General features: G+C 65.1%; 23 protein-coding genes and 1 pseudogene. 9 read left to right on the plus strand and 15 right to left on the minus strand.

The genetic code is table 11. The features are described 5' to 3' along the window. The 3 genes and pseudogenes from AC1DFE_RS20100 to AC1DFE_RS20110 form a co-directional block, all read right to left on the minus strand. Positions 1 to 188, minus strand: a pseudogene (locus AC1DFE_RS20100) (phospholipase); the annotation flags it as partial. 92 nt (positions 189 to 280) lie between these two features. After that, positions 281 to 1306, minus strand: a complete 1026-nt coding sequence (locus tag AC1DFE_RS20105; protein WP_476907628.1) for a DUF6454 family protein — start codon at positions 1304 to 1306, stop codon at positions 281 to 283. A 193-nt stretch (positions 1307 to 1499) separates the two neighbouring features. Then, complete coding sequence (locus AC1DFE_RS20110; RefSeq protein ID WP_476907629.1) at positions 1500 to 2216, minus strand: HAD hydrolase-like protein; 717 nt, start codon at positions 2214 to 2216, stop codon at positions 1500 to 1502. Positions 2217 to 2284: 68 nt separating this feature from the next. Here AC1DFE_RS20110 and AC1DFE_RS20115 point away from each other — a divergent pair, with 68 nt between their 5' ends. Next, positions 2285 to 2752, plus strand: coding sequence for an Lrp/AsnC family transcriptional regulator (locus AC1DFE_RS20115; RefSeq protein WP_476907630.1), 468 nt, complete (start codon positions 2285 to 2287; stop codon positions 2750 to 2752). 41 nt (positions 2753 to 2793) lie between these two features. On the opposite strand, the gene AC1DFE_RS20120 is transcribed toward AC1DFE_RS20115, so the two are convergent. Together AC1DFE_RS20120 and AC1DFE_RS20125 are read right to left on the minus strand one after the other, a co-directional pair. Continuing rightward, entirely contained in the window at positions 2794 to 4206 is a 1413-nt protein-coding gene (locus AC1DFE_RS20120) for an aldehyde dehydrogenase family protein (RefSeq protein WP_476907631.1), read from the minus strand. Continuing rightward, positions 4199 to 5251: a homoserine dehydrogenase gene (locus AC1DFE_RS20125; protein WP_476907632.1), complete on the minus strand. Its 1053-nt coding sequence runs from the start codon at positions 5249 to 5251 to the stop codon at positions 4199 to 4201. The genes AC1DFE_RS20120 and AC1DFE_RS20125 overlap by 8 nt, the downstream gene beginning before the upstream one ends. Before the next feature lie 305 nt (positions 5252 to 5556). Here AC1DFE_RS20125 and AC1DFE_RS20130 point away from each other — a divergent pair, with 305 nt between their 5' ends. Together AC1DFE_RS20130 and AC1DFE_RS20135 are read left to right on the plus strand one after the other, a co-directional pair. Then, positions 5557 to 6996 (plus strand): amino acid permease, encoded by a 1440-nt coding sequence (locus AC1DFE_RS20130; RefSeq protein WP_476907633.1) that lies wholly within the window; start codon positions 5557 to 5559, stop codon positions 6994 to 6996. 127 nt (positions 6997 to 7123) lie between these two features. Then, positions 7124 to 7924: an IclR family transcriptional regulator gene (locus AC1DFE_RS20135; RefSeq protein ID WP_476907634.1), complete on the plus strand. Its 801-nt coding sequence runs from the start codon at positions 7124 to 7126 to the stop codon at positions 7922 to 7924. Here the strand turns inward: AC1DFE_RS20135 and AC1DFE_RS20140 are convergent. From AC1DFE_RS20140 to AC1DFE_RS20150, 3 genes are read right to left on the minus strand one after another with little or no spacing between them, the layout of a single operon-like run. Beyond that, on the minus strand, positions 7921 to 8697 hold the full coding sequence (locus tag AC1DFE_RS20140; RefSeq protein WP_476907635.1) for an IclR family transcriptional regulator: 777 nt from the start codon (positions 8695 to 8697) through the stop codon (positions 7921 to 7923). The genes AC1DFE_RS20135 and AC1DFE_RS20140 overlap by 4 nt on opposite strands. Before the next feature lie 32 nt (positions 8698 to 8729). Beyond that, the gene (locus AC1DFE_RS20145) at positions 8730 to 9485 is read right to left on the minus strand and encodes a cyclase family protein (protein WP_476907636.1); all 756 of its coding nucleotides are present in this window, start codon (positions 9483 to 9485) and stop codon (positions 8730 to 8732) included. Continuing rightward, a complete protein-coding gene (locus tag AC1DFE_RS20150) occupies positions 9482 to 9919 on the minus strand; it encodes a hypothetical protein (RefSeq protein WP_476907637.1) in 438 nt (145 codons plus the stop codon). The genes AC1DFE_RS20145 and AC1DFE_RS20150 overlap by 4 nt, the downstream gene beginning before the upstream one ends. Before the next feature lie 182 nt (positions 9920 to 10101). Here AC1DFE_RS20150 and mmuM point away from each other — a divergent pair, with 182 nt between their 5' ends. Next, positions 10102 to 11061 carry a homocysteine S-methyltransferase gene (mmuM, locus tag AC1DFE_RS20155; RefSeq protein WP_476907638.1) on the plus strand — a complete coding sequence of 320 codons (960 nt, stop codon included), beginning with the start codon at positions 10102 to 10104 and terminating at the stop codon, positions 11059 to 11061. Here mmuM and AC1DFE_RS20160 read toward each other — a convergent pair. Continuing rightward, positions 11058 to 11561, minus strand: a complete 504-nt coding sequence (locus tag AC1DFE_RS20160; protein ID WP_476907639.1) for a TIM barrel protein — start codon at positions 11559 to 11561, stop codon at positions 11058 to 11060. The two genes, mmuM and AC1DFE_RS20160, sit on opposite strands and share 4 nt — an antisense overlap. A gap of 704 nt (positions 11562 to 12265) precedes the next feature. Between AC1DFE_RS20160 and AC1DFE_RS20165 the strand changes: the two genes are divergently transcribed. Continuing rightward, complete coding sequence (locus AC1DFE_RS20165) at positions 12266 to 12574, plus strand: hypothetical protein (protein WP_476907640.1); 309 nt, start codon at positions 12266 to 12268, stop codon at positions 12572 to 12574. A gap of 221 nt (positions 12575 to 12795) precedes the next feature. Here AC1DFE_RS20165 and AC1DFE_RS20170 read toward each other — a convergent pair whose 3' ends face one another. Further along, on the minus strand, positions 12796 to 13689 hold the full coding sequence (locus AC1DFE_RS20170; protein WP_476907641.1) for a potassium channel family protein: 894 nt from the start codon (positions 13687 to 13689) through the stop codon (positions 12796 to 12798). A 203-nt stretch (positions 13690 to 13892) separates the two neighbouring features. Here AC1DFE_RS20170 and AC1DFE_RS20175 point away from each other — a divergent pair, with 203 nt between their 5' ends. Both AC1DFE_RS20175 and AC1DFE_RS20180 read left to right on the plus strand, forming a co-directional pair. Continuing rightward, complete coding sequence (locus AC1DFE_RS20175) at positions 13893 to 14510, plus strand: DUF1326 domain-containing protein (RefSeq protein WP_476907642.1); 618 nt, start codon at positions 13893 to 13895, stop codon at positions 14508 to 14510. A 67-nt stretch (positions 14511 to 14577) separates the two neighbouring features. Beyond that, a complete protein-coding gene (locus AC1DFE_RS20180; RefSeq protein WP_476907643.1) occupies positions 14578 to 15369 on the plus strand; it encodes a DUF2182 domain-containing protein in 792 nt (263 codons plus the stop codon). A gap of 33 nt (positions 15370 to 15402) precedes the next feature. Here AC1DFE_RS20180 and AC1DFE_RS20185 read toward each other — a convergent pair whose 3' ends face one another. Beyond that, positions 15403 to 18252 (minus strand): FAD-binding and (Fe-S)-binding domain-containing protein, encoded by a 2850-nt coding sequence (locus tag AC1DFE_RS20185; RefSeq protein ID WP_476907644.1) that lies wholly within the window; start codon positions 18250 to 18252, stop codon positions 15403 to 15405. Next, positions 18252 to 20072 carry an L-lactate permease gene (locus tag AC1DFE_RS20190; protein ID WP_476907645.1) on the minus strand — a complete coding sequence of 607 codons (1821 nt, stop codon included), beginning with the start codon at positions 20070 to 20072 and terminating at the stop codon, positions 18252 to 18254. The genes AC1DFE_RS20185 and AC1DFE_RS20190 overlap by 1 nt, the downstream gene beginning before the upstream one ends. Positions 20073 to 20221: 149 nt before the next feature. On the opposite strand from AC1DFE_RS20190, the gene AC1DFE_RS20195 reads away from it, so the two are divergent. Further along, positions 20222 to 20908, plus strand: a complete 687-nt coding sequence (locus AC1DFE_RS20195; RefSeq protein ID WP_476907646.1) for a GntR family transcriptional regulator — start codon at positions 20222 to 20224, stop codon at positions 20906 to 20908. A 37-nt stretch (positions 20909 to 20945) separates the two neighbouring features. Here the strand turns inward: AC1DFE_RS20195 and AC1DFE_RS20200 are convergent, their stop codons facing one another. After that, positions 20946 to 22052: a hypothetical protein gene (locus tag AC1DFE_RS20200; RefSeq protein ID WP_476907647.1), complete on the minus strand. Its 1107-nt coding sequence runs from the start codon at positions 22050 to 22052 to the stop codon at positions 20946 to 20948. A 237-nt stretch (positions 22053 to 22289) separates the two neighbouring features. On the opposite strand from AC1DFE_RS20200, the gene AC1DFE_RS20205 reads away from it, so the two are divergent. Then, positions 22290 to 22610, plus strand: coding sequence for a GYD domain-containing protein (locus AC1DFE_RS20205; RefSeq protein WP_476907648.1), 321 nt, complete (start codon positions 22290 to 22292; stop codon positions 22608 to 22610). A gap of 94 nt (positions 22611 to 22704) precedes the next feature. Here the strand turns inward: AC1DFE_RS20205 and AC1DFE_RS20210 are convergent, their stop codons facing one another. Together AC1DFE_RS20210 and AC1DFE_RS20215 are read right to left on the minus strand one after the other, a co-directional pair. Then, entirely contained in the window at positions 22705 to 23202 is a 498-nt protein-coding gene (locus AC1DFE_RS20210; protein ID WP_476907649.1) for a DinB family protein, read from the minus strand. Positions 23203 to 23402: 200 nt separating this feature from the next. Then, positions 23403 to 23873, minus strand: coding sequence for a DUF4383 domain-containing protein (locus tag AC1DFE_RS20215; protein ID WP_476907650.1), 471 nt, complete (start codon positions 23871 to 23873; stop codon positions 23403 to 23405). Positions 23874 to 24038 lie beyond the last annotated feature (165 nt).

Consider the following 24038-nt stretch of genomic DNA (forward strand, 5'->3'; position numbering starts at 1 on the left):
ACGTTCTCCTGGAAGATCACCACCACATGTTTGATCGGTGTGGTGGTGGACTCGTGGCTTTCGACGGCGGAGGCCGGGCCTGCGGCGACGCCCACCAGTCCGGCGGTCAGGGCCGAGGCAGCCAGGGCGGCAACGCCGGCCGCAGCCGCCACTCTTTTGCGGGTGAATCGTGGTGCTGGATAAGGCATGGGGTATCCGATCGTTCCTGTTGGGAAGAAGAGCTGGTGGGACCGCCGTCGTAAACCACGCGGTGTCCCTGGAGTGGTGCTTGGTGGAGGTGTTACTTGGCGGGCGTGACGTCGGCCTCGTACGTGAGGATCTCAGTGCCGTTGCCTTCTTCGCCGTTATCGGGGGCAACCTTCATGGTGAGGTGGTTCCCGTCCGCGGTCATCTTGAAGGGATTGCGGGTGGCCGCGTGCCCGGCGCTGGACCACTGCTGGAACGGCACGTCGCGGATCACGCTGCGGGACTTGAGGTCGATCATCGCCATGCCGCCGAGTTCATACGTCGCCGCCGTGCCGCCGGCCGTCGGGGTCTGCGGGAGATTGGTGACCCCGGCGCAGAGCATCCTCGCGTTGGGAACGTACTGGCAGTCCTGGTAGTCGATGAAGAAGTTGGGGTTCTCCCAGGTGGAGAGCTGCTTGCCCTTCAGGTCCCATTCGGCGAAGCGCCGCGAGCCCCAGGTGTTGCCCACCAGATGCCCCGTCTGCTTGTCCAGCACGATGCCGCCGAAGTGGTCCTTCACCTGGAACTGCTTGCGCACCGTGAGGGTGTTGGCGTCGACGCGGTAAATGATGGCGCTGCTGTTGGGCCGGTACTGGGCCACGGGAACCCAGACGCTGGTGCCGTCGAAGTCGATGCCGCCCGGGTGGTACATGTCGCCCTCGCCCAGGATGATGTCCTTTTGCAGGTTTCCGGCCTTGTCCATGACGAACAGGTGGCCGATGCCTTTGCCGGCGGTGCGGTCGTAGCCGTTCTGCGGCGTCACGTACTTCACGGTCGGTTCGGTGATCTGGACGGCCGAGAGGAAGATGTGGTCCTGGCTGTAGGCGATTCCCTCGGTGTGGAAGGTGGGGAAGTTCAGCTTCAGCTTGGACGTCTGCTTCCAGGCTGTGTTCCGGTCGACGCCGTTGAACGCGTCTGCCAGGGCCGTTTCCGTTTCGTGGTGGTTGCCGGAAGCGGCTGCCGCACCCTGCTGGCCATTGTTGCCGGCGGCCTGGGCCGCTGCCGTGCCGCCGATTGCGGATGCGGCCAGGATGACGGCCGCGGCGGCCGTCAGGATGCCTCGCGTACGAGTCGTGCTCATTGGGGGAGCCTCTCAAAGGATAGGTCTTATCAAGAGGTCGTCACGCTACTGAGCAGTAATGAACCCGCCGGGGCACGTTGGTGAACGGCATGTTGCGGGGGGCCAAATGGCGGGCACCGAGGGAGGGCCCGCCGTCGTGCATTCGAGTGGGTTGTGCGTTCCGGTGGGTCGTGCGTTCCGGTGGTTGGGCCCGTCAGAGCCCTGATCTCGACAGGCTTGATCCTCGGTTGCTCAGGATCAGTGGCAGCAGGGCTGCGGGGGTGGTGGCAACGGCGGCCGCCTGCGACGCTTCCCCGGCGTCCCCATAGCCCCAGCGTACGAATATTGTCGGGATTCCGTGGTGGGCGGCGCCGGCGATGTCGTAGCTTCGGTCTCCCACCATGGCGGGGCTGGAGGTGTCTACGCCTTCGGATTGGAGCCGGAGCAGCAATTCGGCGATGACCTCTGACTTGCTCGCTCTTCCGTCGCGGTCTGACGCCCCGCAGATGTTGACGAAGTGGCCTTCAATTCCAAACCTTCGGGCGAGCCTTATCGCTTGGTCTTCCACCTTGGAGGTGGCGACAGCCATGGGCATGCCGGCTGAGTGCAGGTGGTCCAGCAGTTCTATGATCCCGTCGTAGGGGATGCACTGTTCGGTGCCGTGATCGGCATACTCTTTGCGGTAGTGTTGGAGAGCTTTTTGGGCGGTTTTTCCGTCCAGTTGTGAGACTCTTCTGAAGGACTCGATCATGGGCGGCCCGACGAACCGGCGCAGTTCGTCCATCGAGGGGACCGGTGCGCCTACAGCTGCCAGGGCGCGGGCAGCGCTTGCTGTAACGCCGGGAGCCGAATCCAGCAGCGTTCCGTCCATGTCGAACAGAATGCAGCTAATGCCAGTAAGAGCGGGCCGAGTCTGTTGTAGAAGTGTCATTTTTCGAGGGCTTTCGGTCTTGAAGCGGGTCCCGGTTGTCCGGGCGATAGTTGCGGTGAAGGGTAGGCATGGATCGGGTGAGTCTTGATCAGATAGATCAGAGGATTCTTGCGGAGCTCACAAAGAACGCCCGCATGAGCCATGCCGAGCTGGCCACCAAAGTCCTCCTGTCGAGGAACGCTGTGCGCCAGCGGATCGACCGGATGGAACGGCAAGGGTATATCCAGGGGTACACGATTGTTGCCGGCCCGCAGGGTCAGGGGCCGGTGTCCGCCTTCCTCATGGTTTACAGGAAGGACCGGGTGCGTGGGGCGGACGTCATCAACGTATTGCGCTCGATTCCGGAAGTGGTTCTGTGCGATGTGGTGAGCGGTGACTTTGATCTGCTGGTGAGGGTTGAGGCCCGCTCGCTGGAGAGGGTTCAGGAGATCTGGGAGCAGATCGCGGCCATTCCCGGCGTCACGGACACGGTGACGGCCATGACGCTCTCGAGTTACATCAGGCGGGGCGCCGGAGGTGCCCGCGCCGCCGAGTGAAGCGGCCAGGCTTCGGACATGCGGGCTCGTCAGGAGCTGGATCAGTTCTTGATGCAGATGACCTTGGGCTGGGTCATCTCCTCATACGCGAAGCGGACGCCCTCCCTGCCCATGCTTCCGTACTTCGCCCCGCCGAACGGCATGCCGTCGAACCGGTAGTCTGAGGAATCGTTGATCATGACGCCGCCTGCCTCGAGCTGTTGGGCTGCCTCCATCGCCCTGGCCAACGAATCGGTAAAGATGCCCGCATGGAGGCTGAAATCGATGGCATTGGCGGCCTCGATGGCCTCTTCGAAGGTGCTGAACTTGCGAAGCATGACCACCGGCCCGAAAACTTCCTCCCTCCACAGGCTGCTGTCCTCCGGGACGGCTTCCAGGACCGTCGGCTGAAGCACATTGCCGTCACTGACATTGCCTGAGAGGAGTACGGCGCCGGCGCCGAGGGCGCCGTCCAGCTTGCTTTGGAGCGCCTGCAACGCCGTGGGACTGATCATGGGCCCCACATCCGTCTGTTCATCCGCTGGGTCTCCGGCAACCAACCTGGCCGTTGCCTCCAGGAAGCGACGGCGGAACTCGCCGTACACGGGGGCGGCGATGAGGATCCGCTGCACGCCCACGCAGTTCTGGCCGGCGGCCCAAAACGCTCCGGAGACGCAGGATTCCACGGCGCTTTCGATGTCGGCATCATCCAGGATGATCACGGGTGCGTTTCCGCCGAGATCCATGGACAGCTTCTTCAGGCCGGCTGTGCGGGCGATGCTCTCACCCGTGGAGAATCCTCCGGTGAAGGACACCATTCGTACGTCCCGGGAGCTGATGATTGTTTCCGTCACCTCCCGGTCGCCATGGACAACGGTGAGGGCCTCCGGCGGGAGCCCGCAGCCCACCAGGGCGTCCGTGAGCAGCTGGGCTGACAGCGGAGTCAGCGCGGAGGGTTTGAGAATCACGGCGTTTCCTCCGGCGATTGCCGGGCCGATCTTGTGTGCCACCAGATTGAGGGGGTCGTTGAACGGGGTGATCGCGGCAATGATGCCCAGCGGTTCCCGGGAGTACCAGCCCGTGCGGTCCTCTGAGCCTTCATAGGAGTCGAAGGGGATGACTTCGCCTGCGTTCCGGCGCGCTTCGGCAGCGGAGAGGCGGAGCGTGTTGACCGCACGCAGCACTTCCTTCCGTGCCTGGCGAATCGTTTTCCCGGCTTCGGACACAATTGTTTGCGCGAACTCTTCGGTGCGCCGCTCGATCTCCGTTGCCGCGCCGTCCAGTATCTTCCCGCGTGCGTTCCGGGACAGTGCCCGTGCCTTCCGGGCGCCGATGCGGGCCGTTTCGATCACGGCTTTGCCGGCGCTGGCTTCGGTCAGCGAAACGGCGCCAACCACCCTTCCGTCGAAGGGACTCGTCACGTCACGGAACTGCGGCAGCGCCGTTTCGGTCGAACACAGTGTGGATTCAGGCATTTTCAGATACTTCCGTCCTGGCTGCGTGAATGGCGATGATGTCAGAGAGCAGGGCATAGGCGGTTTCCACTCGTCCGGCCCCCGGCCCTGAGACGGTTACTGCCCCCAGAAGATCGGTCTCGAAGGACACGGCATTGGTCGCGCCGGAAACGCCGGCCAGCCCATGGTCGAGGGGGAGCGCTACAGGGGACACACCTGCAGTCACGGTCCCGTCCAGGTTCCGCCGTGCCGCACCGACGAGCTTCCAGCGGCGTCCCTCGCGTGCTGCCTTCTGAATATTCTCCCGCGTCACGGTCGAAATGCCCTGGCGCTGAACGTCCTTGAGCTCGATGCCTGCGTCGAGCAGCTGGTTGGCAAGGATGAGGACCTTGAGCTGAACGTCGTAACCCTCGATGTCCGCTGCGGGGTTTGCTTCCGCGTAGCCGTGTTCCTGTGCCTCGGTGATGGCCGTTTCGAGGTCCAGTCCGTCTTCCATCCGCCCCAGAACATAGTTGCTGGTGCCGTTGAGAATGCCTTCGAAGCCGTTCAGCTCGAGCCCCGCGAACATCTTTTTGGCCAGGCGGATGACGGGAGTGCCGCTCATGACGGCGCCCTCGAACTCGAAGTGCACGCCGTTCTGTTCGGCCAGGGCAGTCAGCTCGGCGCCGCGGAGGGCAACCGGGCCCTTGTTCGTTGTGCAGACGCTCTTGCCTGATTCGAGTGCCCAGCGCACGTGCGAAACTGCCGGCTCGCCGTCTTCCGGATTCGTGAAGGTGGCCTCGCAGATGATGTCTGCGCTGCAGTTGCGGATCACTGCTTCGTTGTTCGTGTCCGCGGACCCGCCGTGCGCGGCGAAAGTTTCGCTGCCGGCGCCCAGGCTGAGGGCGATGGAGAGGTCGATTCCTTCGGGCTGGACCAGGGATCCGAGGCGCAGATCGGTGATGGCCACGACCCGGAGGCCGAAGCCCAGATCGGAACGGAGTGTCTCACCGCGTGTTGCGATCAGTTCGGCCAGCGTCCTGTTGACGCCGCCGAAGCCGATCAGCGCAATCTCATAGGTGGTCATGGTGCTCCTTCGTCAGTTACATCGGTCCTCCAATGCTGACCGCATTCCGTGTCCGTCGGTGCATGTGATTGTGACCGAAAAGCAGGGCGAATTGACCATCGGGCTGCCGATTCGGCATTGGGGCCTGCCGTAACTTTTGGTCAACATAGGCATGTTTAAATGTTTTTAATGACCAAAACGCCGTTTTCGTGTTACTTTCGTCACCACGGCTACCGCTTACCGCACAGCTCGCGCCTGCTTGTCTCAAACGCCCGGGCAATGTGCGTACTCTTCGCATCAGACCTGCCACTCACCTGGGAGAAACCATGGAACCCTCATCATCTGTCCAGCTAGAACCACAGCCCACGATTCCGCGGTCCACCGATTCCGGCCTCCGGCGGTCCATGGGGGCGCGGCATTTGGTCATGATCGCCATGGGTGGGGTGATCGGCTCCGGGCTTTTCCTTAGCTCGGGCTACACCATTTCCCAGGCCGGGCCACTCGGGGCGGTCATCGCCTATCTCATCGGCGCCTTTGTTGTGTACCTGGTGATGGCCTGCCTCGGCGAACTTGCCATCGCCTATCCGGTCTCCGGCGCCTTCCACATCTACGCGGCGAGGTCCATCGGGCCGGCCACCGGGTTCACCACGGCCTGGCTCTACTGGCTCTGCTGGGCAGTGGCCATCGGATCGGAGTTCACCGCATCCGGCCTCCTGATGCAGCGCTGGTTCCCGGGAGTTGACGTCTGGGTCTGGTGCGTTATTTTCGCCTCGGTCCTCTTCGGCTTGAACGCGGTTTCTTCGAGGTTCTTCGGCGAATCCGAGTTTTGGTTTGCCATCGTCAAGGTCGGCGCAATCGTGGTCCTTATTGTTCTCGGCGGCGCGGCGCTGTTCGGCCTTCACCCGCTCAGCGAGGGGGCCAACCATCCATTCATGTTTGAGAACTTCAACACCTCCAGCGGCCTCTTCCCCAACGGCTTCACCGGCGTTCTGGTCACAGCACTTGCAGTGTTCTACGCCTTCTCCGGCTCCGAACTCATCGGCGTGGCAGCGGGCGAAACCGCTGACCCCGCCACCAGCATCCCCAAAGCGATGCGCAGCACCGTCATCCGTCTGCTGATCTTCTTCGTCGGGGCAATCGCTGTCATCGCCGCCACCATCCCGTTCGATCAGGTGGGACTTGATGAAAGCCCGTTCGTGACGGTCTTCTCATCCATCGGCATTCCATATGCCGCCGACATCATGAACTTCGTCATCATCACCGCGCTCCTCTCAGCCGGAAACAGCGGTCTCTTCTCCTGCGCACGGATGCTGTACTCCCTTGCCGACGAGGGGCATGCCCCCCGGGCGCTGAAGAAGCTGACCCGCCGCGGTATCCCCATGACTGCGCTCTCGGTCAGCATGCTCGGCGGCCTGGCATCACTCATCAGCAGTGTGGTTGCCCCTGAAACTGTCTATTTGGCCCTCGTTTCGGTGGCAGGATTCGCCGTCGTCGGAGTCTGGATGTCCATCACGGCCTCGCATTTTTTCCACAGGAGGTCCTTCGTCAGGAACGGCGGCGACGTCACGGCCCTTCCCTACAAGGCCCCGCTGTTCCCGCTGGTGCCGATCCTGGCCTTCTCGCTCTGTCTCATCTCGCTCATCGGCATCGCCTTTGACCCGAACCAGGTTGCCGCCCTTTATTTTGGATTTTCCTTTGTTGGCGCCTGCTATGCCTTCTTCTACTTCAAGTACGGACGCAAGGCCCTCGCAGACCGGCTGTCCTGACACCGTCGTCCGACATCGTCTGCGTGGCTTGGTGGCGGGGGAGTTTCGTCCCCGCCACCAAGCTCGCAGACCAGCTCCAGAGACGTGTGAGAATAGGCCTAGTCATCGGGCGGAAGGAGCATGGATCGTGGAATCTTCCTCGGAAGCGTCATCCATGGCCCAAGGACTTCGGATAGTCCGGCTGGTCGCGGATCGGGAGAAGCGGGGACGACGCCTGCTCGGCGTTTCGCAGATCGCATCCGAGCTGGAGATGGAACAAAGCCGTGTCTCCCGGTTGACGCAGGAGCTGTGTGAGCTTGGACTGCTGGAACGCGTGGAACGCGGGCCCTTCCGGACGGGCCCACGCTTTTTCGGCCTGGCCGCAGCGTTGAATACCGGCTGGGTCCGCCAATCAAAAACTGAACTTGAGTCTTTGGTGGCCTCGCTCGGGCTGAGAACCCGGATTTCCGTCCGCGAGGGCGTCCGCGTCATTCTCCTGCGGACCTCCGGCCAGGACGCGGTTCCCGGCAGCTTCGTCAAACCCGGCATGGTGACACCGGTGTGGTGCACCGGGTCCGGCCGGGCCCTGTTGTGGGACGAGCAGCAGCCAGCCGTTCAAGCGCTCCTTGAGGACGTCAACTTCATTGGGGTGGGCGGTCCGGGGGCGGCCCATTCACCGCAGGAAGTCGCCGAACTGATGGACCGGGACAGGGCGCGGGGCTTCATTGTCGCGGAGGAAGAATTCGAGCATGGAGTCTACGAGCTGGCCGTTCCGGTGCGCAGCGCTGACGGCTCCCTTCTTGCAGCGCTCAGCGTCCTCGGCAGTCGGGCCGAGATCACGGCCAGCACCGATGACATTGCAACGGCCCTCAGGGCGGCAGCCCAACGGCTGGGCTCCAGTGAGGGCCGCGCACGGCACGACGCCGGCCGGAAGGGTCTTGCCAGCTAAGGCACGTTTGGCGGCAAGACCTGACCCAGGGTCGAATCAAGCCACTTGCCCCAGGACACGAGAGCAGCGGCGCAGGACTCCATTTTCGGCTGCAGGCGTGTCTTGTTGCCTACCACCTGCAGCGCTGCCACTACCTCACCCTTGAAGTCCCGAACCGGAACGGCCAGGGAATACAGCCCCGGCTCGGCTTCCTCGTCCACGACGGAGTATCCCCGTGCCCGGGCCGCGCGTAGCCGCGACAGGAAGTCCTCGACGTCGTGGGGTGTATTGGGGCCATGGCGCACGAAGGCGACGCCGGAGAAGAGGGTGCGGACCTCGTCGTCCGACGCTTCCCACAGCAGTGCCTGGCCGGCATCGCTGCAATAGGCCGGGTAGGGCCGGCCCAGCCAGGAACCGATCATGTTGCTGCTTGCCGGAACACGCTCACCGACGGTGACCGTGCTGTCTCCGCTCAGAACTCCGAGGAAGCATCCTTCATCAGTTTCACCGGCCAAGCCTTCCAACGCAGTCGCGCCATCAGTCTGCAACCGTTGTTCCGTCAGCACCTGGGCGTCCGTCAGGAGCGACCAGTCCAGCGCGTAGGTCCGGTGGTCCCTGCGCGCCAGAAACCCCTCCTGCTGGCCCGTCCGCAGGCTGCGCGCAACCTGGCTGCGGTCTTTGCCCAGATCGGTTGCTATGTCCGCGACCGTACCGCCGGGCAGGCCTTCTGCGTTGCGGGAGCCGACCGCAAGAACAGCCATGATTCCCCGGCCCATGCTGGATGTCTTAGACATGGCTCCGATTCTAGTCACTGGACGGACGCGTCCTAGTGGATGGCGAAGACCCGGGCAGGAAAACCGCTGCCGCCCAGTGGCTTAGGCCAGCTGGCGATGAGGACCGCGCCCGCTTCTGGAAGTCCGTCCAGGTTGGCCATCAGCTCGATCTGCCACCGGTTCTGCGCCAGGACGTAGGTCTCCAGGGCGAAGTCCTGGCGGGACGTGGACAGTCCCGGGTCTGTGTCCGTCTGTTCATGGCCGACGGCGGTCACCGACCGTTCCTCAACCAGGAAGGTGAGGACTTCCTGCGACCAGCCAGGGGTGTGGCTGACACCGTCATCGTCCCTGTTTGCCATGGCGCCGGCGTCGGGCCAGCGGTCGCTCCACCCTGTCCGCAATGCAACGAAGGCCCCGGCCGGAATGGCACCGTTGCGGTGTTCCCAGGCCCGGACGTCCTCCATTGTGGGAGTGGCGTCCGCATTTGCCATGACGCGCTCGGAGATGTCGAGGACAGCCAGCGGAAGGACCATCTCCTCCACGGGAATCTGGTCCAGGGTCCGTCCCCCGGAGGTGAAATGCGAGGGAGGATCAACATGTGTTCCCCATTGTCCGATGATCGAGTAGCGGTGAGCGGTGAAACCGTCACCCTTCGCCAGATCAAATACGACCTCCCTGACCTCGTCGGGGAACGCCGGGAAGTGCGGCTGGCCGGGGTGGAAGGCGTGCGTCAGGTCAGTGAATGATCTGCCGGAAAGCAGCGTCTGCAGGCCGCCCCACAGCGTGGCGGTTGCGGTGGCTTCGGTCATGATGCGGCCGGGCTTTCAGCGAGCGCCGGAAGGACGGTGTTGGAGACCGCGATTGGCCCGGACAGTTCGATGACGGGCACCTCCCAGGGGTGGATATCCACGATTTGCTGCAGGAAGCGGTCCACGGCAGCGTCGTCGAGCGCTGCATCGAAATACGTCGTGAGGACAAGGGTGGGCGAAATCGTCTGCTGGCCCACCTGCCCCAGCGTGGGGTTGGCACCTTCGGTGCAGGTGAAGCCTTCGAAACCCAGGCCGGATTCGAAGACATGCCTGTAGTTGCCGAAGTCCCCGAGGTCCGGGGATTCCGCCAGGGCCCGGAGCAGGGCCACGATGCCGGCCTCCTCCCTGAAAGCTTCTGCATTGCCGCTGGCGAGCCGCGAGAAGGTGTCCGTCGCTATGGGCCAATGCACGCGCAGCTTGCGTACTGGTTTCATTTCAATCTTCAAGGGAAGCCTCCTGATCACAACGGGTGTTTGAATGCCATGGTGACATGGTGTGGTGTTCATTACAAGCATGAAAAAATGCTTATTATGAACATAGCAACAGTGGATGATGCGTCCCGGCGCCTCGTCTTCCCGGCCGGCAACGACGAACCGAACCGCTTGGAGCCCAAAGAATGCCCAGTAACACCACGCTCTCCCGCATGCTTGATGCCGGAGCAAACCTGACCCTGGACGGCGCACTTGCCACCGAGCTTGAAGCGCACGGCTGCAGCCTGGACGACCCCCTGTGGTCGGCGAAAGTCCTCCTGGAGCAGCCGCAGCTCGTCAAGCGCGTCCACCGCGACTACTTCCGCGCCGGAGCCGCGGTCGCCACCACGGCCAGCTATCAGGCAACACCTCTTGGCTTTGCGCGGCGCGGCATCGGTGAGGAAGAGGCCCTGGAGCGGGTGGCCTTAAGTGTTCGCCTGGCCGACGAGGCGCGCCGCGAGCACCTGGCCGAAAACCCGGGTGCAGGCCCCCTGCTGATAGCGGGATCCGTCGGCCCCTACGGCGCCTACCTGGCTGATGGATCGGAATACCGGGGGGATTACGTCCTCAGCCGAAGCGAGTTTTTGGAGTTCCACCGGCCGCGAATTGCAGCCCTGGTGGAGGCCGGAGCGGACCTGCTTGCCTGTGAGACGCTGCCGTCCTTGCAGGAGGCCGAGGCGCTGGTGGCGCTCATGGAAGAGTTCGACGTCGAAGGCTGGCTCTCCTTCACGCTGCGGGACGGCCGGCACATCAGCGACGGTACGCCGCTGGAGCAGGTGGCAAAGCTCAGCGGGGCGCAGCCGCTCGTTGTGGCCATTGGCGTGAACTGTGTGCCGCTGGAGCTGGTCGCCCCGGGCCTGAGCGCTCTGGGCAAAGCCACGGACACGCCCCTGATCGCGTATCCAAATTCCGGCGAAAGCTATGACGCGGTCACCAAAACGTGGGGACCGGCCGCGGCCGTTGCAGAACTGGGCTGTAAACAGGCCGCAAGTCTTGCGGACGGAACCGCCGTCTGGCGTGAACTTGGCGCCCGGCTCGTTGGCGGATGCTGCCGAACCACCCCGGAGGACATTGCCGCCGTGGTCAAGTTGACGGGACATCCCTAGCGGACTGACGTCGGCCCCCCAGCGGCGCGCAGAGCGGCGCAGTTGTCCGGCGAGGAGCATCCGCAGACGTGGACGGCTGCAATCTGGTCTGCAGGCAGGGTGGCGATGTCTTCCGGGGTGTCGCCGGAGGCCCAGAAATGCCAGAGGTCCACGCACAGTTTCGCGTTCGGCCGGTCGATCGTCTCGAAGATCTGCAGCGCCCGGCTGACGCGGTTTATGGGCGCCCACGCCAGCGGTTCGAGGTAGAGGCTGACGCCGGTGCGCATCTGCACGAACGGCGCGCCCACAATGCTCGCGACCTCGGAGAGGCGGGTGGCGTCGCGCCTGAACTCCTCGGCCGGTGCCTCCTGGATGGCGCCCACGCCCGAGGCCGGGAAGCCGTCCAGCAGCGGCACCAGATCGTGTCCCGAGTAGCCGGCGTCGAGGAACCGGAACAGCTTGGGCGTCTGGAGTTCGACGGCGTCGCAGCCGGCCGCCTTGGCCGCCGCGATGTCCCGCACGGTTGTCCCGTGGAATGCCGCCGTCGATTCATTGATATCTGCATGTTTTCCTTCCAAGAATGTGCGACGGCGTACTAGGCGGTCGCTAACACCCCAGCTCGTCTTGGCCCGCCCTGCAAGGGGAAGGGGACTAATTTTGTGAGCTTGTCATTACATAGCGAACCCGTCAAAGGCCCCGTCAACTCCCTCAAAAGGGGGTTTCATCGCTTGACTAGTCAGTTGATCGCAGGAATTCGGCAAGGTTTGGCGAATAAAAAACTTGGGTCAGCGGGTCCCGGAACAACAGAGCGGCCCCTGAGGACTTACTGCCCGGTCCAGGGGAGACCAGTCCGCCGTCCTGATCACCAAGTGACGACCCTCATCGAAAAGCTGGCGAAGCGAGCCGGCTTCCGAAGCACACACGGACCGGCGAAAGCCGATCCGGGGGATTCCTGTTATTACTGCCTTCGGCATCGTGGCCTAGGCATCTGCAGAAAGTCTGAAAAATGAAGCTATCACTCCGCCGCGTCCTGACTCTGTTCGCGGCAATGCTGTTCGCCCTCGCAACGGGTATGACTGCGGCACAAGGGGTCACAAACTTCGCCAATGCTCCACAGGCTGCCCACTACGCGAAGGGCGCTGGCGAGCCCGTCTGTACCCTCAGCGGCCTCACCGTATCCTGTACTGCCACGGCGATTTAAGGCGTCGGAAACACGAACGCGACCATGAACCTGGCTGTCACGAGCACGTTCACGGGCGTGTGCCACAACCCCGGCGTGAACAGCAAGATCGTCGATCCGTTCACGGAGTCCGAGACCACGACGACCACATCGGTGATCACCTCCACCAAGAACGGCAGGCTGACGGTGCCTGCGCAGTCCGCGACCGGAACGAGCTCCGCGGAGTTCCCAGCGAACTTCACATGCCCGAACCCGAACTGGACTCCTGAGGTCACCGGCACCAGCATCAGCTTCGTCTACACGCTGACCTTCGCGGGGTTCACCCAGCCGGCCATCACGGTCACAGGTCCGTGAACTCTCTCCTGTGAGGTAGGGCAGAGCCCCTGCCCAGCCGCATGAGAATCCGCAGCATCTCGCCCAGACCTGCGGACTGCGCGGTCCCCGAGAACCCGCATGGTGCAGCTGTGGGTTTTTGGGAGCGTGAACGCAACCCGGCTCTACCTGATCCAATCGCAAGCGGTGAAGCCCCTCGCCAAAACGGCGAGGGCTTCCCGTCTTATAGACCGCAGTGCCCGCTAATCAGTAGTTGCTCCACCGGGCCGGCGGTGCCGGTGGTGCGTGGAATAGTGTTCGAACACCTCCGACGACGTCGTCCCTGCATGCCCGAACCTGCCGCGGAGAACCTTGGCGAGATCGTCCAATGCTGCCTCAAGCATCCGGCCGGCAAACTGAAGATCGGGGTGGTCGCTGCCCTTGGCTTGGGAGGCAAGTTCCTGCGCGTAGGTGACAATTGCCGGCAGGGAGCCTCTCGGTTCGACTTCGTGGAAATAGTACGTTTCGTGGAAGGCAAGCAAGTCGATGCTGACGGAGGCGACGCTGCCGGCCAGCGCCTCGAGCAGGCCGGCGGCGTGGCTGGGACCCATCGAGAAAGTGTCGCCGGGACTTGCCGCCTCCCTGAACAAGTTCAGTTGGTGGGCAAGGGCACGACGGCGGTTCAGGGCAGGGTACATCTGAAGAATCCAGGAGACCGTGGCTGTCAGCAGACCGAAGCCCGTGACCGCCTCGGAGGCGGACACCAGCCGGAGCAGGGGATGGCCTGCCACGACTTCCCCGAACCCGACTGTGGACAGCGTGACCATGGAGAGGTAGACCGCCTCGAGGAAATCTGCCTGCCGGGGGACCCCGGCACCGTAAATGAAGCCCTCCGGCAGGTGCGGCAGGTAGAGCAGCGCCCAGCCTAGGACAGCCATGGCTGCCCAGGCGAAGATGACGGCAGCCATTGCCACAGGAGCCGCGATTGAAGAGGCCCCTCCCCTGGACAGCCTGGTGAGCTGCCAGCAACCGCGCATGATTGTCCTGCACACCGGACCGGATCCGAGCGGGTAAAGGAGTGTGTAAAAGACGTCGACGAGCATGAGCAGAATCAGCCCGGCTCCCAACACAGTCCACAAGACGTCCCAGAAGTCCATGCCTCATCTTAGGATGCCGCCACCACGGCATCCGGACCCGGCGAACGGACAGTGGTTTCGGGCGTAGTAATTCCTTGTTGACACTCCACCGGCCCTGAGTAGTGTCACCGATATCAGGACCTTTTCGCCCTGATCCCCAGTAGTTTCGGCGCTGCGCCTTCGCGGCTTCTGCTTGGCAATGGCGTCACCAAGGAGAGTCCTCAATGTCGTGGGAAATGTCCGGTACTTACGTTGCGAACTGCAACTGCCAGCTGATTTGTCCGTGCCCGGTGGACAGCACGCCCACGGGGCCGAACGGGGAATGCCGGGGCTCGGCGGTCTTCCATATCGCCAGCGGGCGGCTCGATGACACCGATCTTTCGGGCGTCGACTTCGCCTTCTGCAACTTCTTCCCGTCCAACCTGACCTCGGGCAACTGGAAGGTCGGCGTCGTCCTGGATGAGGGCGTCTCCGACGGCCAGGCCCAGGCCGTGGAGCGCATCCTCCACGGCGATGAGGGCGGCCCGTTCGCCGACTTCGCCGCCCTCTACGGCGAGTGGCTCGGCGTCGAACGCGGGAGCATCAGCTTCTCTGACGGGGACACGCCGTCGGCCTCTGTGGCGGGGCACATCAACCTGGGATTCGAGTCCTTGCCCGGCCCCGGCGGGGGGGTCACCACAGTGAAGAACGCGATGTTCGGCTTCGCACCGGAGTTCCGGATCGGCAAGGGCTCGGGTGGCTCAGACCTCTTCGGCATTGATTATGAAGCAGTCTACGGCGAGACGGCGGACTTCACCTTCGCCAGTGAGATGGCCGAAGGTGGACCCAAGGGCCGCGCGTGAGCCCCGGCCGCAAAGACCCCGCAGGCCCCTGATCCCGGGACCGGGCGCGCAGGCTGGAGCCCGCGCCGTGAGTCCCGGGACAGGACTGCGTGGACTTGGACTCCGCAGGATCGATGCGCGGGAGGCCGGGCTGATTGCCGTCCTGCTGATCCTCGCCGCGGTGGGCTGGGTGTTCACCGCGGACCGGATGAGCGGGATGGACATGGGAAGCTGGACGGATCCGGGGCCTCTGGACTTCTTCCTCACCACGTGGGTGGTGATGCTGGCCGCCATGATGTTTCCCTCGGTGGCGCCCATGGTGACGGCGTACGCAAAGATCAGCCGCCGTCGTCGGGAAACGGGGCGGTATGCCCCGCGCGGTTCCACCGCGCTGTTCGTGGCAGGGTATCTGGTTTCGTGGACGGCGTTCGGGCTCATGGCGTTCGGGCTTTATGGGGCTGCCGCGTCGATGGTGCCGGACGGGCTCGCCGCGGAGCCCGGAGGGCGGTACGCCGCGGCCGGGGTGATCCTGGGGGCTGCGGTGTACCAGCTGACGCCGGCCAAGAACGTGTGCCTCACCAAGTGCCGCACGCCACTGGACTTCATCCTGCACCGCATGCGGACCGGATACGGCGGGGCGCTGCGGATGGGAATCGAGCACGGCGCCTGGTGCGTCGGATGCTGCTGGGCGCTCATGGTGGCGTTGTTTGCGCTGGGGGTGATGAGCGTCGGATGGATGGCGCTGGTGGGTGCGTTCATCGCCGTGGAGAAGATGCTGCCGTGGAAGCGGCTGGCCAACCGGTCGGTCTCGGCGGCGCTGGTGCTGATCGCGGTGGGCCTTGTGCTGATGCCCGCATCGATGCCCGGCCCGGCGATGTAACGTCTTCGGGGTTTAGCCAGCCGCTCTGAAACTTCAGCCCCGTGTCATCTCCTCCAGCAGTTCCAGCACGTGCCTGTAGTCCTTGCCGGTGGCCCGGGTCATGCCCAGTTCGCAGGTTCTGTTGCACGAGGCGTGCGCAGATGCCCCCATCTCCGCGACTTCCCGGCCCTGTTTCTGGGTGGCGGAGGCCGTGAGCTCGGGATGGAGCATGCCGCGGTCCCCGGCGAAGGCGCAGCAGCCCCAGTTCTCCGGAACTTCCACGCGCTCCGCCACGGCCTGTGCAATGGCATTCAGCGAAGTGTTGATGCCCATGCGGGTGGAGGAGCAGGTGGGGTGCAGCGCCAGGGACTCGAGCTTCTGATGGTCGGGCAGTTTGGGAAGGATATGTTCGGCGGCGAAGTCCACGGCATCCATGATCCGAAGTGCACGCTGCCCGGGCAGGGGAGTCTCGGATTCCACCGCCTGGCGCAGCCCCTCGGTGCACGAGGATGCGTCGCAGATGATCGGGAGTTCGCCGTCGCGGGTGGCCCGTCGCAGGGCCGCCAGGGTCTTCTCCCGCATGGTCGCCTGGCCTGCAACCATGCCCTTGGAGGACCAGGGCGTTCCGCAGCATAGGCCGTCGATGCTGTCCGGCACCAGCAGCGTCACCCCGGCGCGCTCGCAGAGCTGCTCGAAGCTGTACTGGACGCCACCACTGGCGCCGGCGCCGCCCCCAACGGAACCGGAGCCGCCCGAACCCGCGGGGCCGAACATCGTCCCCACGCACGCCGGAAAGTAGACAGCGTCCGGTGCGCCATCCGGCGTCGGCCGCTTCCGTGCGGAGCCGCCGCCCGGCAGCTCGGGCGAGTACAGCGGAATGATGTCCGTCCCGAGGACCGCGCGGGCTGCCTTGTTGGGCGGAGCCACCGCCGCAGCGGGAAGCTTGTTCACCACGGTGAGCGCCAGCGATGCCCCCCGCGTTACTCCGCCCCAGTGCTTCGCCGCCGCATTCCACACGCCGTTTCCCCCCGGACCGGCCTCGGACCGCCGGATCCGCTTCACCAGCAGGCCGGTGTTGATCTCCACGGGACACGCCGTCTGGCACATGCCGTCCACCGCGCAGGTCTGCACCGACTCGTAGTCGTAGTCCTTCTCGAGCTGCCTGGCCAGCGAGGAGTCTCCCGCCAGCCGCGCCGACTCGATGGCCCGAAGCGTGACAATGCGCTGCCGCGGTGTCAGGGTCAGGTCCTTGCTGGGACACACCGGCTCGCAGTAGCCGCAGGAGACGCAGCGGTCCACCTCCTCGGCCACCGGCGGTGCCGTCTTGATGTGGCGGAGGTGCGCCTGCGGGTCGTCGTCCATGAGGACGCCGGGATTGAGCATCCCCGACGGGTCGAACAGCTGTTTGATCCGGCGCATCACCGCGTACAGCTCATCGCCGTACTGCCGCCGCACATAGGGCGCCATGACCCGGCCCGTGCCGTGTTCGGCCTTGAGGGAGCCGCCTTCACCCAGGACCAGGTCCACCATGTCCTCGGTGAACGAACTGTAGCGGTCCAGCTCCTGCTGCGTGGCGAAACCGTCGGTGAGCATGAAGTGGACGTTGCCGTCCTTTGCGTGCCCGAAGATGACGCTGTTGCTGTAGCTGTACTTGTCGAACAGCACCACCAGTTCCCGGCAGGTGCGCCCCAGCACCGGAACCGGAACCACGATGTCCTCCAGCAGGGCCGTGGTTCCCGGCGGACGTGCCCCGGCCACTGACGCATACAGGCCTTTGCGCAGGTGCCACAGCCGGGCCCGGGCAGAGGCATCGCCGGTGAACTGCGCCGGCGCGGACAGGCCCAGGGTCCTGAGCATTTCCTCGCCCCGCTGCCGGAGCGCAGCCAGCTCGTCCGGCCCTTGGGCCGAATACTCCACCAGCAGTGCGGCGTGGTCCCGGACCGCCAGGTCCTGTACGACGGCGGGAGTCCCCTTGAGCGTCTGGCCCACCTTGAGGGACAGGGCATCCATGAGCTCCACCGTCGCCGCGCCGGAATCCACCAGGGCGGGAAGGGCGTCGTTCGCTGTCTGCAGGTCCGGGAACACCAGAAGTCCGGTGGCGGCGTGGGGCAGCCGGGGGATGGTCTTGAAGACCGCCTCCGCCACGAAGCCGAGCGTGCCTTCGCTGCCGACGATCAGGTGGGCCATCATCTCCACCGGGCTGTCGTAGTCCAGCAGGGAGTTCAGGCCATAGCCCATCGTGTTCTTCATGGAGAACTGCTGCCGGATCCGGTTCACGGAATCGCCGTTGCCGCGCACCCGCCGGGCCAGCTCCGCCAGCCCCGCGTACAGTTCCGGTTCAACGGTACGCAGTTTGGTGTCGGCGTCCGGGGCGCCGGTGTCGATCACGGTGCCGGAGGGCAGCACCACGGTGAGGGACTCGAGCGTGCGGTAGGCATTGTCCACCGTGCCGCAGTTCATACCCGAGGAGTTGTTGGCCACCACGCCGCCCACGGTGCAGGCCGATTCGCTGGCAGGATCCGGGCCGAACTTCCGCCCGTACGGTGCCAGCCGGGCATTCAAAGCGCGCACGGTGACGCCCGGCTGGACGCGGACCCGGGCACCGCCGTCGAGCACCTCGACGTTTCTGAAGTTGCGGCGGACGTCCACCAGGACGCCGTCGCTGACGGCCTGTCCGCTGAGGCTGGTCCCGCCGGAACGGAAGGTCAGCGGGACGCCCTGGGCCGCGCCGGCGCGCAGCAGGCGGCCCACCTCGTCCGCGTTCCCGGCCATCACCACTGCCTGTGGGATGAGCAGGAAATGTGAGGCGTCGTGGGCGTTGGCGTGGAGGTCGATGGACCGGGTTTTAACCTGGGCGGGATCGGCCACGGCCTCGCGGAGCCCGGCAAGTTGCAGTGTTGTCATCAGGGAACCATCCAGCCAAGTACGGGAGTGGACTGCAGGAGGATCAGGACGGTAATGAGGGCGAGCAGCCCAACGCTCCATCCGATCAGTTTACGGAATAGGGTCCCTTCGGAGCCGTCGAGCCCGACGGCGGCGGAGGCCACCGCAAGGTTCTGCAGTGAGAGCATCTTGCCCATGACGCCGGCGGAGGAGTTGGAGGCGGCCATGAGGACCGAGGGCAGCCCGGTCTGCTGGGCCGCGGTGGCCTGCATCTGCCCGAACAGGGAGTTGGAGGAGGTGTCGGATCCGGTCAGCGCGACGCCGATCCAGCCGATCAGGGGGGAGAGCACGGCGAAGAAGCCGCCCGCGGAAGCTAGCGCAAATCCCAGGGTGGTGGTCTGGCCGGACAGGTTCATCACGAAGGACAGCGCAAGCACCGAGGTCACGGTGACGATGGTCCAGCGGAGTTGGACGATCGTCTCGCGGTAGATCCGCCAGCCCTGGCCGGCCGTGATCCTGTAGAGGGCCATGGTGATCAGGCCGGAGAACAGCAGCAGCGTGCCGGTGGCTTTGAGGTGGTCCAGTTTGAACTTCGTGGCCGCCACCGGCTTGCCGGCAGAATCGCTGATGTCCAGGCCCGGCCAGTGGAAGGTCACGGTGCCCACCTGGTTCAGCCAGGTCTTGACGGCCGGGATCTGTGCAAGGGAGAACACGGTGATGATGATCAGGTAGGGGGCAATGGCCATCCAGATGTGGCGCGGTTCCGGCCGGGTGTTGCCTGCCGGCGCAGTGCTGCCGGCGCCCGCTTCCAGCCGGCCGTCATCGGCCGAACCGCCGTCGTCGCCGCCCCCGGATGCGACGGCGGCCGTTCCAGCGGAACGGCGGGAGGCCGCCGTCGTGCCTTCCCGGGAAGCAACAGCGCCGCGGGAGACATTCGCCTCGACGGATGCGGCCCCGCCGGCAACAGACTGCACGGCACCGGATTGCACGCTGCCCGCCTGGACACTGCCTGCCATGCCGATGGTTTCCGTCGGCTTCCAGAACCGCAGCATCACCAGGACAGCCGCGACCGTGACGACGGCGGCAACCACGTCGGTGAGTTCCACGGCGAGGTAGTTGGAGGTGATGAACTGGGAAACGGCGAAGGCGGTGCCGGCCACCAGGGCGACCGGCCAGGCCTGCTTCACGCCCCGGCGTCCGTCCACGATGAACACGAGCAGCAGCGGCACGATCAGCGCAACGAAGGGGGTTTGCCGGCCGGCCATCGAGGACAGGTCATGCAGCGGCAGGCCGGTGACGCCGTTGAGCGCAATGATGGGTGCTGCCATGGCGCCGAAGGCGACCGGCGCGGTGTTGGCCAGCAGTGAGACCACCGCGGACTTCAGCGGTTTCATTCCGGCGGCCATCAGCATGGCCGCGGAAATCGCTACCGGGGCGCCGAATCCGGCCAGGGACTCCAGCAGTGCGCCGAAGCAGAAGGCGATCAGGATCGAGAGGATGCGCAGGTCGTCGGAGATGGAGCGGATGGTGCGGCCCAGGGCCTTGAACCACGGCGTGGCGACGGTCAGCCTGTAGATCCACAGGGCGTTGACCAGGATCCAGAGAATGGGGAAGAGGCCGTAGAAGATGCCGGCAGCCGTGGCACCGAGGGCCTGGCCGAGGGGCATCTGCCAGCCGACAATCGCGAGGATCAGCGAGACGGCCAGGCTGGCAATGGCTGCCTTGGGTGCCTTGACCCGGAAGACGCCCAGAAGGACAAAGAGCAGGACGAGCGGTAGCGCGGCACAGAGGGCCGAGAGCATGAGCGACCCGCCGATGGGGTCGAGGATCTGTTGAAACATGAGGGTCTCCAGAATGTGTGAGGCGTCACAGCTCCGTGGCGCCCTTCGATTGTCTAACAAGTACACAAGTCGGTCAAGACTACTTTCTGGTCTTGTCTGGCAAAATGAAGAAAGCCATCCCCTCAAGCGACGTGTAGAAGCGGAGAGCCGTGAGCCGTGTTTCAGCTGTATCGATCGTGGAAGCGATCGCCTCGGACATCAGGGCCCGGGTCTTTTCGGGCGAGCTTCCGGCGCTGCATGCGCTGACGGAGACAGAGGTGGCTTCCTCCTACGACGTTGCCCGGCCCACCGCGAAGGCCGCGATCGAAAAGCTCGTGGCCGAAGGGCTGCTGGTCAGGGGAGTGCACAAGACCGCCCGCGTCGCCGACCTTGGCCCGGAGTCGGTGCGCGACATTTACCTTGCGCGGGCCTACCTCGAGAGCGAAGTGCTCCGGCGGCTGGCGTCCAGCCGGACCGTCCCCGACGAAGCGGTGCGGGCCAACAATGACATTGCTGCCCTGAAGACAGGCGCGCCCCTTGATGTGGTGGAGCCGGACATGCGGTTTCACACCGGCCTGGTGGATGCCCTGGGCAACCAGCGCATCAGCAAGATGTACCTGTCGCTGGTGGGGGAGGTCCGCCTCTGCATGTCCAGGGTGCAGTCGCTGCACCTGCTCGACACGACCCTTATCCAGGCGGAGCACCAGAAGCTTCTCGAACTCATTGAGGAGGGGAGAGGCGATGACGCGGCGCAGCTCCTGGACCAACACCTCGGACGCGCCCGGGAGCGGCTGGTGGCCGCGATGGGCGGCGAAGCGGGCCCCGAAGCGGACCTGCCGTCAAAGCTGACGGGTTAGGTCTCAGCTGCCGGGGTAGGAGGGCCGGCGCTCGCCGTCAGGGGCTTTCGACGGCGGGACAGCCGGCGGCATCAGGCAGCGAACGCGCCGTTCCCCAGGAACTGAGCAGGGCGAGGCCCGCGGCCACGGCAGCACTGAGCACCACCGCTCCCAGCCACAGCGAGACCGGCCAGCGGATAGCGTCCGTCACCGCGAGCGCCACGAGTTGCCCCGTCCACAGCAGCGCCCCGATTCCTGCCGTGACCGCGGGCAGCCGCCTGCCCAGCCAGAGGTCCGGCACGCGGGTCAGCAGCAGATCGACCACGACGGCGGCCACCGTCGCCCCCGCCGCCCCGGCAATGGAGTAAGGGCGCAGGCCGATCATCACCACGGGCAGCCAGGCCGCTGCCACGACGAGCAGGGTAACGATCCAGCGCGCCGGGCGCCGGGTGGCCGAAAGCGCAAACAGGAAGGGCGCAATGATCAGCGCGGTGGTCAGCAGGTAACTCATCAGGCCGATGATCACCGGCATCTCCGACTGGACGCGGCCGGGCGTGCCCACCGGCGCCGGGACGAACACGGCCGTCGGCCCCGGGCGGACGAAGATGGAAGCGTAGACGAGGAAGAACGCGCCCAGCCCGGTCATGAGCACGACGGCGAAGAGCGCTGCAGGGGTCCAGGTCATGTTCCCGACGCGGCCGGCTGTGCCGTGGTTGGCTGTGACACGACCGGCCGCGCGGGCGCTCCGCACCCCGGTGCCGAGGATGAGGAAGAGGCTGAAGCCGAGCAGCAGATGGGTGGGGCTGACCAGAGCATCCAGTGAGACCTCGATGCCCAGGATCTCGTGCCACAGCAGGTCCAGGCCGCCGGCCACGGCGAACAGGACCACGCCCACGGCGGTCGCCTGGTAACCGGGCGGGATCGCCTGCACGAGTGGCTGCCCGGGCGTCCGGTTGCGCCAGATCACGACGGCGGTCCAGGCCGCCGTCGCCAGCATGCCTGAATAGAGGGCTGCGTGCCACGGGGTGAAGAACGTCTCCAGGCTGGGGAGGTTGATGTGCGCCCACCCGTCAAGGAAAACGGCCAGCACCAGCCACAGGCCCAAGAGTTCGGTGACCAGGTCGCGGCGTGCGTCCGTTCCGGTGTTGCGCGCTGTTTCGAGCATCGTTGCCCACTTCCACGGAGTCGTCAGGTGAGGGGATGGTACTGCCGCGGCTGGGCGCTCACAAGGGAAGGACATATACGGGCTCGGCAGAGTTTCCAGAGGCCGTTGTCAGTGCGGTCAAGAGAGCCTACGCTGTGCGCACGGCCCCATTCGGGGACCGTTCCAGGACCTGCCGGCGAGGTGCCAGGCGCGCCCGCGGGTGCCTGGGTCCTGGACATTGCGGAACAGGACAAGACCATGACCAAGTATTTGTTTGAAGCCAATTACGTGGGCGAGGGAATCAAGGGGCTCATGCGCGAAGGCGGCACGGCGCGGCGTGCCGCGCTGACCGACGCCCTCAATTCCGTGGGCGGCTCGCTCGAGTGTTTTTACTACGCCTTCGGGGACACCGACGTCCTGGGCGTCTTCGATGTCCCCGACCCGGCCGGCGCCGCTGCCCTGTCGCTGATGATCAATTCGTCCGGCAACGTGAACGTGCGGCTGAAGCCGCTCCTGACCCCGGAAGAGATTGACGAGGCGGCTAAGAAGACGCCGTCATACCGGGCACCGGGTCAGTAAGGCCGGGACCGCAGGGCCGCGACCGGCTCGCCTCCCCATATAGAGGGAAAGTCCGACGGCGTTGGTCGGCGGCGTGCGCCGGTCCGGACCGCTGTCAGCTGCTGAGGATCTGCTCGCGCAGGATGTCCGCGTGCCCGCAGTGCTGGGCGAGTTCGCGCAGCATGTGCAGGTACACCCAGCGCAGCGGGAGCGGGCCGCGGCGGTTGCCGCTGACCACGTCGTCGAGGTCCAACCGCGACGCCGCCTGGCGCGATGCCGCGCAGGCGTCGCGGTGGGCGGCCTGGATGCTGGCGATCGTGTCCCGGTCCTCGAGGATGAATGACTCGTCCGGCGTGGCCGGAATGCCGATCTCCGCGCGCGAACGGCATGTGATCGCCTCGTCGAACCAGACCTTCTCCACGAAGGTTGCGTGCTTGACCAGGCCCAGCAGGGTCGTCCGGGATGGCACCAGGGACCGGCGTGCCTGCTCCTCGGTCAGCCCGTCGAGGCAGGCGTTGAGCATGGCGCGGTGTTCGTCGACGAATGCCTCGAACTGGGCTCGGAGCGGTTGGCTGAAGACGTCCGGGGCGAAGGAGGCGGGGAAGGAAGGCATGCAGGCAGTATGCCAAGGGCACGGTGCACGAGCAATGACGGAGCCGGCAATGCAGAGGGCGTCAGCAACACCAGCCCAACGGGAGTCCGAAAGCGATCCAGATCGGGATCGCGCTTCTGATAATGACGAAGGCCGCCCCGGAGCAGATTTCCCGCTCGAGGGACGGCCGTCGTTGGTTTTTCCATGGACCGTGGGTGGCGCTATGGAGCGCTTCCCCTCGTCCTCTCCATGGCATCCCTGCCGAGCCAGAGGCCCAACCCGACCATGGCGACGCCGAGGATCAGATGCAGCCAGTTGTCGGCAGTGTTAAACGGGACGAAGTTGGCGCCCCCGTCCATGTTAATGACCAGGCCGTAGATCCACAGAACCAGATAGATGATGCCGCCGCCGAGCAAGAACCAGCGGGCCCTCTGGGCTGTCCGGGCCATTGCGACGCCGGCCACGCCGAACAGCAGATGGACGATGTTGTGCAGCACGGACACCTGGAACACTCCCAGCAGCATGGCGCCGGAGTCATGTCCGGCAAAGCTCATGGCACCGTAGTTGGTGGTGATTCCCGGGATGAACCCGAGGACTCCCACCAGCAGGAAAACCACACCAAGACCCAAGGCGGTGTTGTGAAGGGACAACCCCATGGCGTGGTGGTGGGCGGGGTGTGAAGCGGTAGTCATCAGTCTCCCTTTCGCGGTGACTGCCAGCTCTTCAGATGGAGAACCGGCTCGCGGCAAGGAGTCGCAGGAATCCTGCCGACGCCCACATCCTACTCCTGAAAACCCCATGTGTGCAGGGAAAAAGCGCTTGCCACGGCGTTACGGGCAGGGGCGGACGAGGCGCGT

The sequence above is a fragment of the Arthrobacter sp. 05T423 genome (genome assembly GCF_056396245.1).